This window comes from Paracoccus sp. PAMC 22219 (assembly GCF_000787695.1).
In the GTDB taxonomy this organism is placed as follows: domain Bacteria; phylum Pseudomonadota; class Alphaproteobacteria; order Rhodobacterales; family Rhodobacteraceae; genus Paracoccus.
In genome coordinates this window covers 1-12,827 of the sequence record NZ_BBPH01000102.1, presented here as the reverse complement: position 1 = coordinate 12,827, position 12,827 = coordinate 1, and the positions used below count along the sequence as shown (strand labels likewise).

Sequence of the window (12,827 nt, the reverse complement as noted above, 5' to 3'; positions counted from 1 at the left end):
AGGATGAACCCCATGACCCTTTCCCGTCGCCACTTCCTGGGCACTGGCGCTGCCCTCGGCGCTGCCAGCTTCGCGATGCCCGGCCTTGTCCGCGCCCAGTCGTCGCGCGAACTGATCGTCGTCAGCTTCGCCGGCCAACTGCAGGAACCGCACCGCTGGCTGGCGGACCAGATGGAGGCCGAGATCCCCGGCCTGACCGTGCGCCTTGTGCCCAGCGAAAGCCAGGACATCGTCGCCCAGATCAAGGCCGCGCAGGGCTTTTCGCCCTATGATGTCATGCCCAACGGCGAGCCTCCGCACCTGATTGCCCAGACCGAGGGTTATATCGTGCCTTTGGACGCGGCCGCCGTCCCCAATGCGGCCAACGTCGAACCCACCTTCATGGCACTGGCGAACGGGTTTGGCGTGCCGACCAGCTACTCGCTGATCGGCATCGCCTACAACGAGGCGCTGGTCGAGACGCCGCCGACGTCGTGGGAGGACATGTTCGCGCCGGAACTGCGCGGAATGGTCGGCTTCCCGCGGGCCTCCTCAAACCTTGGCCTTGGCGCGCTGGTGGCACTGGCGCGGACGCGTGGCGGATCGGAATCCGATCTGGAGCCGGGTTGGGCCGCGTTGGAGGAGTTGCAGCCGGTCATCGGCCGCTCGCCTTCGCAGCTAATCCAGATGCTGGAACGCGAGGAAATCGCCATGGCCCCCATCTGGAACAACGATGCCGCGGGAGCGGCTGGAAAGGGGCTGCCGATCCGCTTCATAATGCCCGATCCGGGCCCAATCGTCGTGCTGTCGATGACCTCGCAGATCGAGGGCACGCAGCATCCCGATCTTGTGCATGACTGGATGAACCGCCTGCTGTCGCCCGAATATCAGGCCCGTGCGGCGGATGCGCCGTATTTCTTCGGTCCCACCGTCACCGGTGTCCCGGTGCCGGATGCTGCCGCCGAATACACCCCCACCACCCCCGAGGCGCTGGCTCGGCTGCAGACCGTGGACTGGTCCGTGATCGCGCCGCAACGCGGAGAGATCGTGGACCGCTTTGACAGGACCTATTCCTGATGCCCATTTCTGATCTGTTCATGAAAGAGGACATCGGGCGCCAGCCCGATGTCCTGCGTGACCTCGCCCCGGCTTTGGCGGCCCTGCATAATTGCGCAAGGGATATAGCCGCTGTGGCACCGGTGGACCGGGTCTGGGTCATCGGCTGTGGCGACGGTCTGTTCGCTGCCGAGGCGGTGGCCCAGATCGCACGCCGGTCGGGTCTGGACTGGTGCTCCGTCGGTCCGATGGAGCTGCTGGTTGAACCGGATCGCGTCCGCCCCGGCGATATCGCGGTGTTGATGTCGATGTCCGGCAATGTCGATCGCACGGTTGAGGCGGCGCAACTGGTCCATGACCGCGGCCTGAGCCTGCTGGCGATTGTCAATGGCGACGGCGGGCGACTGGGGCAGCTGGTTCACGACCGGTGGTCCATGGATCTGCCCGATCTGGCGCCTTTCCTGTGCGGCACCGCCAGTTTCACCGCCACGATTGCCGCGCTATCGACGGTCATCGAGGGCCTGTCGGGAAGGACGATCCCCGATTTGGCGAACAGCGCCGCGACGCTTGCGCGCGCAGACCATGCCGCCAACAAGCTGTTCAGTGGGATGGATCTGGGCGCCGTGACCGGACTGCGCTTTCTGGCATCGGGCGCCACGCTTGGTCTCGCCCGGTATGGCGCGGCCAAATGCGTCGAGGTCGCCGCACGCCCCGTCTGGAGCGCCGACTTGGAGGAGTTCGCCCATAGCCAGTTCTGGACCATGTCGCCGCACGATCTGGTGGTGCTAATCGCCACCTCGGCGACCGAGGCCGCCTATGCCGATGCCTCGGCTGACGCCCTGGCGCAGATGGGCACGCAGACGCTGGCCTTCGATTGCGACGATGCGCCTGTGTCGCGCGCGACGATGCGCCTGACGGTTCCGCAGGCAGGTCCCGCGGGGCTGTGCCATCTGCCGGGGCTGCAGCATCTGGCCTATGCGGTGGGCACCGCCGACGGTCTGGATCCGAACCGCCGCCTACACCTCAAGACGGACGAAGCCCGCTTCCGCACCAGCCGCCTGCTGACGCGACGTTCCCTGCTGGGCAGCGGCACATGAATGACGTCACCATTCTGGGCTATCTGTCGATTGATAGCCTGTCGCACCACGATGGTGCCGCTGTTCAGCAACCGGGCGGGGCGGCACTGTATGCGGCCCTTGGCGCACGGCGCGCGGGTGCTACAATCGCGATTGTGGCCAGCGTTGGACCGGATTGGCCCAAAGGCTGGACCCGTGCCTTGTCCGGTTGCGGCATCATGACCCATCGCGTGACGCGCCGCGCCGATCCGACTCGTAGGACGCAGATCTTGCATGGACCGGGGCTGCGTCAATCGCCTCATTTCGGCCGCGAAGACTGGCTGGCGGCGACGCGGGCGCATCAACCTGACCCTTCGGGCGCGGACGGCCGGGTGCTGGTGGCGACGCCGATGCCGGTCAGCGCCCTTGCAGGCATTCTGGACGCCGCCGGTGACCGAGCCGTCGTTGCGGATACATCCGAATGGGTGGCCGCCAATCAGGCCGCCGATCTGCACGCGCTTTTGTCCCGCCTGACCGTGTTCGCGCCTAGCTGCGAGGAAACGCGGCTGCTGTGCCCCGGCCTTGACGACGATCAGGCTGCGCTGGCGCTGGCGGCATTAGGGCCCTGCCTCGTCCAGAAGCGTGGTGCGCAGGGGCTGGTGGTCGTGCAGGGAACCGTTCTGAACCGCTTGCCCGCCCATCCGACGCAGGTCGTGGACCCGACCGGCGCCGGAGATGCCGTCGTCGGGGCCATCGCCGCGGGCCTTGCCCGGGGCCTGACCCCCTTTGCCGCCGCGCAGGCGGCCATGGCCATAGGAGCGATGGCTGTTTCCGGGCTTGGTCCATCCGGCCTTGGCCTGCGCGTGCCCGACCAAACCCTTCCGGAGGAGATCTGATGAGCGATCTGGAAATCGACCGACTGTCCAAGCGTTATGGCAAGCTGCAGGTGCTGACCGACTGCAACTTGATGGCCGAGGGCGGGTCCGTGGTAACCCTGCTGGGGCCGAGTGGCTGCGGCAAGACCACGCTTTTGCGCAGCATCGCGGGGTTTGTCGAACCCGATGCGGGGCGCGTGATGGTGGGTGGGCGCGACATCTCGATGCTGCCGCCCAACCGGCGCGAGGTGGCATACGTCTTTCAGAACTATGCCCTGTTCCCGCATCTGACCGTGGCGCAGAACGTGGCCTATGGCCTGACCGTCCGCCGCCGCCCCCGGGCCGAGATCGCCCGCCGCGTCGACGAGGCATTGGGCCTGGTCGCGTTGTCCGATTTCGGCGGGCGCTATCCAAAGCAGATGTCGGGTGGTCAGCAACAGCGCGTGGCCATCGCCCGCGCGCTGGTGCTGGAACCCAAGGTCCTGTTGCTGGACGAGCCGTTCAACGCGCTGGATGCGCAACTGCGCCTGACCATGCAAGTCGAACTGCGCAAGCTTATCGACCGGATCGGCATCACCTCGATTTTCGTGACCCATGATCAGGCCGAGGCGATGATCTTGTCCGACAAGGTTGCGGTGATGCATGGCGGCCAAATCGAGCAACTGGCGCCGCCACTGCAGATCTATGACCGCCCCTCGACCTCCTTCGTGGCCGATTTCATCGGTCGCGCCAATATCATGCCAGTCCAGGTCCGCGCCGGGCGGACCGACACGCCCCAGCCCGTGCCCACACCCCGCCCCGACGGCCCCGCGGTGATGATCGTGCGCCCCGAGAACTTCGAGGTCGTGCCCGGCAACGTCGCCGGCTGGCCGGGGCGCATCGGCTTTGCGACTGCCCTCGGCGCGACGATCGAATACGAGGTCGATTGCGGTATGCCCGAGGCACTGCGCGTGTCGATGGCGCGGGCGCCCGGTTCTGGACCGCTGGCACAGGGCACCGACGTGACGCTGCGCCTGCGATCCACCGACGGCGCGATCGTGCTGGGCAGGGGGGCCGCGCATGTCTGATGTCACGCTTGACGCCTTGCCGCCCCGCCGCTTTTCGTGGCGCAGGCGCATCCTGGAAGGCGGAGGCCTATGGCCCGCCGTGCCTGCACTGGTCTATCTGGCGGTCTTCCTGGTCGCGCCCATCGTAACGCTGCTGGGCTTCGGCTTTGTCACATTGGATCGCGGACAGGTCGCCGATGGCAGCTTTACCTTGGAACACATGACCGGGGTGCTGACCGATCCGCTGGTCTGGCGGCTGACCTGGCGCAGCTTCTGGGTGGCTGTCGTGGCCACGACCCTGACGCTGTTTCTGGCCTATCCGGTCGCTTATGCGTTCAGCCATCTGCAGGGCATCTGGCGCACGTTGCTGCTGGTGGCGATCATCTCTCCCTTGCTGACCTCGGCGCTGGTGCGGGCCTATGCGTGGATCGTGATCCTGGGCGGGCGGCGGGGCCTGCTGAACCAGACACTGCTGTCCACAGGGATCATCGACCAGCCTCTGCAGATCTTAAACACCTCGATGGCGGTGCTGATCGGCATGACGCAGATCCACCTGCCATTCATGATCCTGCCGCTGTTGGCGGTTCTGGCCGAACGTGACCGCCGCTTTGAGGAAGCGTCGCTGAACCTGGGCGCCGGTCAGGTTGCCACTTTCTTCAAGGTGGTCGTCCCGATGAGCCTGCCGGGCATCGTCGCGGGCTTTGCGCTGGTGTTCGCGGTATCCTATACCAACTTCATCATCCCGCAATTGTTGGGCGGCGGTAATTATTCAACGCTGGCGGTGCAGGTCTATGAACAGACCATCGTGGTGCTGGACTGGTCGCGCGGGGCCGCCTTGGCCACGCTGCTGTTAGGCAGCTGTTTCCTTATGATCCTGTTGATCACCGCGGTTGGGGCGCACCTGACGCGGTGGAGCGAGGTTCCCAAATGACCCAATCGCTTTTCGACCGCATCGGCAAGGCGGTCCTGATCGGACTGGCCTGTCTCTCCATTCTGCTGCTGGTGGGTCCCAGCCTGATCGTGATCGCCATCTCGTTCGAACCCAGAGGCTACATCGCCTTTCCGCCATCGGGGTTTTCGATGCACTGGTATGGCGAGGTGTTCCAGAATCGCCAGCTGATGGATGCCTTCCTGACGTCGCTGCGGGTGGCGGGGCTGGTCATGCTCGTCTGTCTGGCCCTGGGCATCCCGGCGGCATTCGCCGCGATCCGGGGACGGTTCGGCGGCAAAAGTGCGCTGAACGCCTTTCTGCTGTCACCGCAGATGATGCCCGGGATGGTGATCGGCATCGCCACCTTGTTCTTTGGCGCCTATTTCGCATGGCGCCAGTCGGACCTGATGCTGGTGGTCAGCCTGTCGGTGTTCTGCCTGCCCTTCGTGGTGCGGATCGTCATGGCGCGGCTGGCTGCTCTGGATCCCGGTCTGGACGAGGCCAGCGCCAATCTGGGTGCTGGCCGGGCGCAGACATTCTTTCGCATCACACTGCCGCAACTGGCGCCCTCGGCCATCGCTGCCGCAGCCTTCACCTTCATCGAGGCTTTCGACAATGTCACGGTGGCGTTGTTTACATCGGATGTCAGGGCACGGCCCCTGCCGGTCGAGCTGTATTATCTGGTGCAGTTCGAAAGCACCCCGATGATCGCGGCAATCTCTGCGCTGCAGATCGGGTTCTCACTGATCGTTCTGGTCATCCTTGCCCGCACCATCGGGCTGGATCGGATCGGACGATAACAATCATGGACGACGAGATGACAGATTTCACTGCGCGCCTGCGGGCGCTGACTGCCGAACCGTCACGCGACGATGCCCGCAACGAGGCGCGGCTTGGCCGTGTCCAGCGCACCCGCGACGAGATGGGTGGGCAGGGCAAGGCCATCCGCGACACGCTGGCCAGCGCGGCGCCAGGCCTTGACGGGCTGGCCCGGATGGCTGCCGACACGCCGTTCCGACACATCGCCGTTTTTGGGTGCGGCGACAGCTGGTTTGCGGGCATGGCGATGCGCCATGCGATGGAGACCGCGTCGAGCCTGCCGGTTCTGACCGTGCAGGCGCTGGACCACGCGCATTATCCCTCTCTAGCGGTCGGTCAGGGCACGCTGGCCATCGGCATCAGTTCGGGCGGCAACACACCTGCTGTGATGCAAGCCGTGGCCGCAGCGGCGCGGCAGGGTGCGATCACCCTTGGCCTGACCAATACCGAAGGCAGCCCGATCACCCACTCGTGTGACCTGTCGCTGATAGTCCAAGCCACCCGGCGCGGCTGGCCCACGCAAGCGACGTCCGCGACCATGGCACTGCTGGTCGAGATTGCGGCGCGGATCGGACGAGCGGGCAGCCGCGCGGGACTGCTGGACGAACTGGCGGGCGTGATCGACGCGCAGATTGACGGTCTGGACAGCCAATGCCGGTCTTTGGCGGGGGGTATCGCGTCCGCCAATCTGGTGCTGACGACCGGCCTTGGTCCCAACTATGCGGCCGCGTCAATCGGTGCCGCCAAGATCCGCGAACTGTCCCCCATCCACGCCTTTGCGCTGCCGCTGGAGGAGGTGCATCATTACCGCTCGTTCAAGCGCGGCGATCCGGTGATCGTGATCGCCACCGATCCCGCGGCGCGTGAACGCGCGCTGGACACGGTGCTGGTCGCCGAGGATGCGGACGCCCCCGTCATCGCCATATTGTCCGGCGCCGCGCCCGCTATCGAAACCCGGGCCCAGTGCCTGCATCTGCCAAACCTGCCCGAGGGATTCGAGCCGCTAGTTTCGATCGCGCCGCTGCATCTGCTGGCCTATCATCTCGCGGTGATCCGCGCCGAGAGGGGGCTGGGCGCACCGCTGAACCTGATCGCGACGCCATGACCGCCCCATTGGCCATCGCGTGTGGAGGGATCCTGATCGACAATGTCGTGACGCCTGCGGCAGGGTCAACGAGAACGCCTTGGGCGGCAATGCCGTCTATGCCGCCGCCGCCCTGCGTCTGTGGCTGGGGGCGGGACAGGTGGGCATCGTGGGCCATGTGCCCGCGAATTACCCCACGCATCTGCTGGACCGGCTCCGGGACGCCGGGATTTTGACCGGAGGTATCGGCAGATCGCAGGTTCGGGTGCGCGGCCCCGAATGGTTCTTCTATGCGCAGGACGGATCCCGCCGCGACGAGGTGTCATCGCCCGATGATGGTGATGCCGATCCCGACTTCCCGATCTTTCGCCGCAGCCATCCGATCCTGCCCGCGCATGTCCCGGATGAATGGCTCGCAGCCAAGGGGATGCATCTGGCCGGAAACGATCCGGCGGCAACGCTGGACCTGGCAGTTGCGATGCGCGGGGCGCGGGTAACGCTGGACCCCGGCGCCAGGGCCGCCGATCTGGCCACCCATCCCGACATGGCTAGGGTTCTGGCCGCCGTCACGGCGGTGATCCCCAGTCTGAAAGAGCTTCGGATCCTGATGCCCGGGCAACCACGCGAGGCCGCGTTGATGGCCCTGCATCACGCCGGCGCACACCTGGCCCTCGTCAAGCTGGGTGGCGATGGCATCCTGCTGCGTCAGCCCGACGGACATCTGACCCCAATTCCAGCACTTACCGTGACAGCCCTTGACCCGACCGGGGCCGGAGACAGCTTTTGCGGCGGCTTTCTGGCAGGGTTGCTGCTGACCGATGATCCGCTGATGGCGGCCTGCATGGGCACTGTCGCCGCATCCTTTGCCGTCGAGGGGTTCGGCCCTGATACCCTGCTGACGGCACCATCGGATCAGCGAAACGACCGGCTTGCCGATCTTGTGGCCCAGATCGGGCACCCTCCTTTCATTCCGACCACGAAGAGTTTTCCATGACCCACGCGACCCTTGCCCACTCCAAAGACGATCCTCTGGTGATCGGTGCGCTGCACCTGCCCGACCTGTCCGTAAATCGCGACCTGACCCTGTCCCAGCTTGAGGATTTTGCCCTGCAGAATGCCGAGGCGTTCGTGGCGGGCGGCATGCGCCGCCTCATGCTGCAGGATCAGACGCGTCAATCCGGTCCCGCCGTTCCCGAGACGATCGCCCTGACCTCCGCCATCGGGCGCAGCCTCAAGCGGGCGTTTCCGCAGATGTCGCTTGGCATCATCGTGCAGGCCCATGATGCCGAGGCGCCTCTTGCAATCGCCCGTGCATCCGGGGCGGATTTCGTGCGCCTGAAGGTCTTCGTGGGCGCCGCGATGACCTTCGAGGGTGCCCGCGATCCACTGGCCGTGCGTGCGGTGACCTATCGCCACCACCTGCGTGCAAACGATATTGCGATCATGGCCGATGTGTTCGACCGGACCTCGCGCCCGCTGATTGACGTGGATCCGGCCGAGGCTGCCGTCGCGGCACAGAAATACGGCGCCGATGCGCTGGTGCTGACCGGGTCCAGCTTTGCCGACAGCGTGGCGCGGGTGAACGCGGCGCGGCAGGCAGGCGTCAGCCGTCCGATCCTGATCGGGGGCAGCGTGGATCAGGGCAACATCGTGCAGGCGCTGGCGGCGGCGGACGGGGCCATCGTGTCGACCTCGCTGATGTCGCGTCAGGGGGGGCTGTCGGCCCGGTGGGACCGTGACCTTATTGCGCGCCTGATGGATACGGTGCGCGACAGGGCGCTCGCATGACGGACCGCCGCGATTTCACACCCGCGCCCCCGCTGCCCGGCATGCGCTGGCCGGGGGATGCTGGGCTGGCCGTCTCGGTGGTCGTGAACATCGAGGAGGGTGCCGAACTGAGCATCGGCGACGGCGACGAGGCGAACGAGGCGATCTATGAGGCGGTCGAGCAGGTCGATGATGTCATCGATCCCTGTATGGAAAGCCATTTCGAATATGGCCCCCGCGCGGGCTGGCCCCGCATCCGTGCGGTGTTGGCGGCGCGCGGCATTCCCGCGACCCTGAACGCCTGCGGACGCGCGATCGCCCGCACCCCTTGGATCGCCGCCGAGGCGGTGGACGACGGGCACGAAGTCTCGGCCCACGGCTGGCGGTGGGAACGCCATGTGGGCATGGACCGCGACCACGAGGCCGGGGTGATCGCGCAGACTGTAGCTGCCATCGCGCAGGCGGCGGGCACGCCGCCGGTCGGCTGGCACACCCGTTCGGCCACCTCGGGCCAAACGCGGGCGCTGCTGCTGGAACAGGGCGGGTTTCTATATGATTCAAACGCTTACAACGATGATATACCTTATTTCGACGGGCGGCATGTCGTGCTGCCTTATGCATTCGACACAAACGACATGCGGTTCTTCAACCGTGGGGGCTTTGTCTTTGCTGAGGATTTCTCGCGTTATTGCATCGCGGCCTTCGACCGGCTTCTGGCAGAATCCGCCCATTCGCCGCGCATGCTGTCCATTGGCCTGCACACCCGCATCATCGGTCGCCCCGCCCGCATCGCGGGGTTGGAGCAGTTCCTGGACCACGCCCTGGCGCATGAGGGTGTCTGGTTCGCGCGGCGCGACCAGATCGCCCATCACTGGCGCGCGTCTCACGGCCTGCCACTGTGGAGCGCGTCAGCATGAGCCGAGATCTGCAGGGCTATGGCGGCGTCTGGCCTGATATCCGCTGGCCCGGCGGGCACCGCTGCGCCGTCTCGGTCGTCCTGAACTATGAGGAAGGTGCCGAGATGCAGGTCGGAGATGGCGACGCCAGGTCCGAAGCGATGGGAGAAGTCCTTAGCGTCGTGCCCGACGGTCGCGCCGATCCCGGTCAGGAGCAGATCTTTGCCTATGGTCCGCGCGCCGGCCTGTGGCGGATGGCGAAGGCCCTGCGCGATCATGCCATCCCGGCAACGATCTTCGCCTGCGGACGGGCCGCTGAACGCGCACCTTTCGGTCTGGCGCAACTGGCCCGCGACGGCCACGAGGTTGCCTCGCACGGCTGGCTGTGGCGCCCGCATGCCGATTACGACAGTCCCGAGGCCGAAGAGGCCGCATTGATCCGCACCGAAGACGCCATCCTGGCCGCGACCGGGCAGCGCCCGGTGGGCTTTTTCTGTCGCGGCGCCGAAAGCCCGTGGACGCGGGATCTGCTGGCACGAAGGGGGTATCTCTATGCTTCGAACGGGTTCGACGATGATCTGCCCTATCGGGATGCGGTCGATCCCGATCTGGTTGTTGTGCCCTATGCGCTGGACAGCAATGACATGAAGTTCTTTCATCCCAACGGTTTTGTCCGCGCTTCTGAAATGGTCGATTACGTCCGCGACGCGCTTGACGTGCTGATGGAGGAGGGCCGCGCCGGGCAGCCGCGCCTGCTGAACATCGGATTTCACCTGCGCATCTGCGGACGCCCGGGTCGTTTCCCGGCCTTCACGGGGGTTTTGGCCGAACTGGCGCGCAGGCGCGACGAGCTGTTCATCGGCACCCGTGCGCAGATCGCCCGCAGCTTTGCCGATCAGGTGCCGACATGAGGATCGCGCTGATCAACCCCAACACTAGCACTGCCACCACGGGGCAGATGGTCCAAATAGCCACGCCGCATTTTCGCGGCGCGATCGATGGCCTGACCGCCCCCTTTGGCGCGCCGCTGATCACCACGGCCGACGCGCTGGATCGGGCCGCGCTGGCCGTGCATGCTCTCCTGCCGCAACTGAATAGGTATGACGGCATCGTGGTGTCCGCCTTTGGCGATCCCGGTCAGGGGGTGCTGGCCCGCAGCCTGCAGGTGCCGGTCGTCGGCATCGCCGAGGCAGCCATGGCCGAGGCGCATGCGCTGGCACCCCGCTTTGCCGTCGTGACCACGACCCCGGAGTTGACCGCGCGGATCAGTCAGCGGGCTAGCGATCTTGGTTTTGGTCCCGCCTATGCCGGCTGCTGGATCACGCAGGGCGATCCGGCGGACCTGACCGCCGACCCCGACCGCCTGCTCATCGCCCTACGCGATGCGGCCCTTGCGGCGCTGGCCGCCGATCCCGCCATCGGCGCACTGATCGTCGGCGGCGGACCCCTGGCAGAGGCGGCACAGGCACTGGCCGGCAATCTGTCGGTGCCGATCATCCAGCCTATTCCTGCCGCGATGCGCCTCGTGCGGTCGCGCATCGACCACAGGGACATCACGACATGACCTCACCCATGCTGATCTCGGCCGACACGATCCTGACCGGGTTCGATCCGGACGGAGCGCCGATCCTGCTGGAAAAGGCCGCACTGCTGATCCGCGACGGCCATGTCGCCGACGCCGGAACCAACGTCGCCATGCGCCGCAAGCATCCTGACGCGAATGTGACCGGCGGCGAGGGTCACGCGATCATCCCGGGCCTGATCAACGCGCATCACCATGTCGGCGTCACGCCCTTTCAGATGGGCGCGCGGGATCAGCCGCTGGAGCTGTGGTTCGCCGAGCGCCTGCGCCTGCGCGACGTGCCGCCTGAACTGGACACGCTCTATTCCGGGTTCGAGATGGTCGCATCGGGCGTCACCACCGTCCAGCATCTGCATAGCCGCGCGCCGGGCGATGTCACGGCGGTGCTGGACCGGGCGAACCGGATCATCGGGGCCTATGATCGTTTGGGCATGCGCGTCAGCTATTCATTCGCAATGCGCGATCAGAACCGCGTGCTCTATGACGACGATCAGGTTTTTCTGGACCTTCTGCCCGCCGCGATGCGTCCGATCGCGGCACGGTATCTGGCGGGCTTCGGCCTCAGCCTGGACGATCAGGCACAGGTGTTTCACGAATTGCGCAGGCAGTATCAAAACCGCGACCGCGTGGCCATCCAGATCGCCCCTGCCAATCTGCACTGGCTGTCGGATGCCGCGCTGGAGATGGCCGCTCGTCTGCATGATGCGACCGGTGCGCCCATGCACATGCATCTGCTGGAAACACCCTATCAACGCGACTATGCTGCACGCCGCGGCCACGGCAGCGCCGTTGCACAGATCGACAGGTTTGGCTTGCTGGGGCCTGACCTGACCATTGGCCACGGCGTCTGGCTGGATGCTGACGATCTGGCGCTATGCCAGCAAAAAGGCGCGTGCCTGTGCCACAATTGCTCGTCGAACCTGCGCCTGAAAAGCGGAACGGCCGATCTGAACGCCTTCCTGTCCACGGGCCTTCCCGTCGCCTTGGGGATCGACGAGGCCGGCATCAACGATGATCGCGACATGCTTCAGGAAATGCGCCTTGCCCTGACATTGCATCGCCCTGCGGGGCATGACGCACCCGCGCCCGGTGCGGCTCAGATCCTTCGGATGGCAACCCGGCATGGTGCCGCGACAACGCCCTTCCGCAACCGCATCGGTGGTCTGGCGGTCGGACAGGCCGCCGATCTGGTTGTGCTGGACTGGGACCGGGTGACCTATCCTTGGCAGGACCCCCGACTTGGCTTCACGGATGTGCTGTTGCGTCGCGCAAAAGCCGAGGCGGTTGTGCAGGTTTTTGTCGCGGGTCGCCAGATCTTTAAGGATGGAGCCTTCATGAAGGTCGATCATAAAGAAGAATTGGAGCGCTTGCGCCAGTGGCACCTCCGCCCCCGGACAAAGAGTGACGATGAGATGGCCGAACTGGCGGACACCGCGCTTGATCTGGTTCGCGAATACTACAGCACCTGGAGGTAGCGCGTCCCCGGTCAGGCCACACCTGCACCGGTCGATTTCCGGACGGCACCGCTGGTCCTTTCTCAGGAATGCTGTGCGATAAAGGAATGACCGCTCTGGCTCAATGCTTCTGCTGCCCTGCTGCCCTGCCGTGGGTCGGCTCTCCGCCCATTTTCTCGCTGGTAGCGCTCACCTAGCGTCCGGCATGATGAGGGTCTGCTTTAGCCCAGTGCCGCCGTCGGCATGCTGCACCGCCATCGGTCCGCTTTCCGCCCTTCGCGTC

13 protein-coding genes are annotated in these 12,827 nt (G+C 65.9%); all 13 read left to right on the top strand.

Annotation, left to right across the window (positions count from 1 at the left end; translation table 11 throughout):
* Positions 1-12: 12 nt before the first annotated feature.
* The 13 genes from TY51_RS12045 to TY51_RS11985 all read left to right on the top strand — a co-directional run bounded on the left by TY51_RS12045 (position 13) and on the right by TY51_RS11985 (position 12,565).
* Positions 13-1,056 carry a PotD/PotF family extracellular solute-binding protein gene (locus TY51_RS12045; RefSeq protein ID WP_042249963.1) on the top strand — a complete coding sequence of 348 codons (1,044 nt, stop codon included), beginning with the start codon at positions 13-15 and terminating at the stop codon, positions 1,054-1,056.
* A complete protein-coding gene (locus tag TY51_RS12040) occupies positions 1,056-2,132 on the top strand; it encodes an SIS domain-containing protein (protein ID WP_042249962.1) in 1,077 nt (358 codons plus the stop codon). The genes TY51_RS12045 and TY51_RS12040 overlap by 1 nt, the downstream gene beginning before the upstream one ends.
* Positions 2,129-2,986: a carbohydrate kinase family protein gene (locus TY51_RS20335; protein ID WP_081994954.1), complete on the top strand. Its 858-nt coding sequence runs from the start codon at positions 2,129-2,131 to the stop codon at positions 2,984-2,986. The genes TY51_RS12040 and TY51_RS20335 overlap by 4 nt, the downstream gene beginning before the upstream one ends.
* Positions 2,986-4,032 carry an ABC transporter ATP-binding protein gene (locus tag TY51_RS12030; RefSeq protein ID WP_042249961.1) on the top strand — a complete coding sequence of 349 codons (1,047 nt, stop codon included), beginning with the start codon at positions 2,986-2,988 and terminating at the stop codon, positions 4,030-4,032. Before TY51_RS20335 ends, TY51_RS12030 begins: the two co-directional genes overlap by 1 nt.
* Entirely contained in the window at positions 4,025-4,942 is a 918-nt protein-coding gene (locus tag TY51_RS12025; RefSeq protein WP_052650111.1) for an ABC transporter permease, read from the top strand. The genes TY51_RS12030 and TY51_RS12025 overlap by 8 nt, the downstream gene beginning before the upstream one ends.
* On the top strand, positions 4,939-5,742 hold the full coding sequence (locus TY51_RS12020) for an ABC transporter permease (protein ID WP_042249960.1): 804 nt from the start codon (positions 4,939-4,941) through the stop codon (positions 5,740-5,742). The genes TY51_RS12025 and TY51_RS12020 overlap by 4 nt, the downstream gene beginning before the upstream one ends.
* A gap of 17 nt (positions 5,743-5,759) precedes the next feature.
* The gene (locus TY51_RS12015; RefSeq protein ID WP_042249987.1) at positions 5,760-6,866 is read left to right on the top strand and encodes an SIS domain-containing protein; all 1,107 of its coding nucleotides are present in this window, start codon (positions 5,760-5,762) and stop codon (positions 6,864-6,866) included.
* 79 nt (positions 6,867-6,945) lie between these two features.
* Positions 6,946-7,839, top strand: a complete 894-nt coding sequence (locus TY51_RS12010) for a carbohydrate kinase family protein (protein WP_042249959.1) — start codon at positions 6,946-6,948, stop codon at positions 7,837-7,839.
* Positions 7,836-8,633, top strand: a complete 798-nt coding sequence (locus TY51_RS12005) for a BtpA/SgcQ family protein (protein ID WP_042249958.1) — start codon at positions 7,836-7,838, stop codon at positions 8,631-8,633. Before TY51_RS12010 ends, TY51_RS12005 begins: the two co-directional genes overlap by 4 nt.
* The gene (locus TY51_RS12000) at positions 8,630-9,529 is read left to right on the top strand and encodes a polysaccharide deacetylase family protein (RefSeq protein ID WP_042249957.1); all 900 of its coding nucleotides are present in this window, start codon (positions 8,630-8,632) and stop codon (positions 9,527-9,529) included. Before TY51_RS12005 ends, TY51_RS12000 begins: the two co-directional genes overlap by 4 nt.
* A complete protein-coding gene (locus TY51_RS11995) occupies positions 9,526-10,419 on the top strand; it encodes a polysaccharide deacetylase family protein (RefSeq protein WP_042249986.1) in 894 nt (297 codons plus the stop codon). Before TY51_RS12000 ends, TY51_RS11995 begins: the two co-directional genes overlap by 4 nt.
* Positions 10,416-11,072, top strand: a complete 657-nt coding sequence (locus TY51_RS11990) for an aspartate/glutamate racemase family protein (RefSeq protein WP_042249956.1) — start codon at positions 10,416-10,418, stop codon at positions 11,070-11,072. Before TY51_RS11995 ends, TY51_RS11990 begins: the two co-directional genes overlap by 4 nt.
* Entirely contained in the window at positions 11,069-12,565 is a 1,497-nt protein-coding gene (locus TY51_RS11985) for an amidohydrolase family protein (RefSeq protein ID WP_042249955.1), read from the top strand. Before TY51_RS11990 ends, TY51_RS11985 begins: the two co-directional genes overlap by 4 nt.
* The last annotated feature ends 262 nt before the right edge of the window (positions 12,566-12,827 follow it).

Coding starts and splice junctions, on each gene's coding strand:
- TY51_RS12045 (WP_042249963.1), top strand. CDS start 13: ATGACCCTTTCCCGTCGCCACTTCCTGGGCACTGGCGCTGCCCTCGGC.
- TY51_RS12040 (WP_042249962.1), top strand. CDS start 1,056: ATGCCCATTTCTGATCTGTTCATGAAAGAGGACATCGGGCGCCAGCCC.
- TY51_RS20335 (WP_081994954.1), top strand. CDS start 2,129: ATGAATGACGTCACCATTCTGGGCTATCTGTCGATTGATAGCCTGTCG.
- TY51_RS12030 (WP_042249961.1), top strand. CDS start 2,986: ATGAGCGATCTGGAAATCGACCGACTGTCCAAGCGTTATGGCAAGCTG.
- TY51_RS12025 (WP_052650111.1), top strand. CDS start 4,025: ATGTCTGATGTCACGCTTGACGCCTTGCCGCCCCGCCGCTTTTCGTGG.
- TY51_RS12020 (WP_042249960.1), top strand. CDS start 4,939: ATGACCCAATCGCTTTTCGACCGCATCGGCAAGGCGGTCCTGATCGGA.
- TY51_RS12015 (WP_042249987.1), top strand. CDS start 5,760: ATGACAGATTTCACTGCGCGCCTGCGGGCGCTGACTGCCGAACCGTCA.
- TY51_RS12005 (WP_042249958.1), top strand. CDS start 7,836: ATGACCCACGCGACCCTTGCCCACTCCAAAGACGATCCTCTGGTGATC.
- TY51_RS12000 (WP_042249957.1), top strand. CDS start 8,630: ATGACGGACCGCCGCGATTTCACACCCGCGCCCCCGCTGCCCGGCATG.
- TY51_RS11995 (WP_042249986.1), top strand. CDS start 9,526: ATGAGCCGAGATCTGCAGGGCTATGGCGGCGTCTGGCCTGATATCCGC.
- TY51_RS11990 (WP_042249956.1), top strand. CDS start 10,416: ATGAGGATCGCGCTGATCAACCCCAACACTAGCACTGCCACCACGGGG.
- TY51_RS11985 (WP_042249955.1), top strand. CDS start 11,069: ATGACCTCACCCATGCTGATCTCGGCCGACACGATCCTGACCGGGTTC.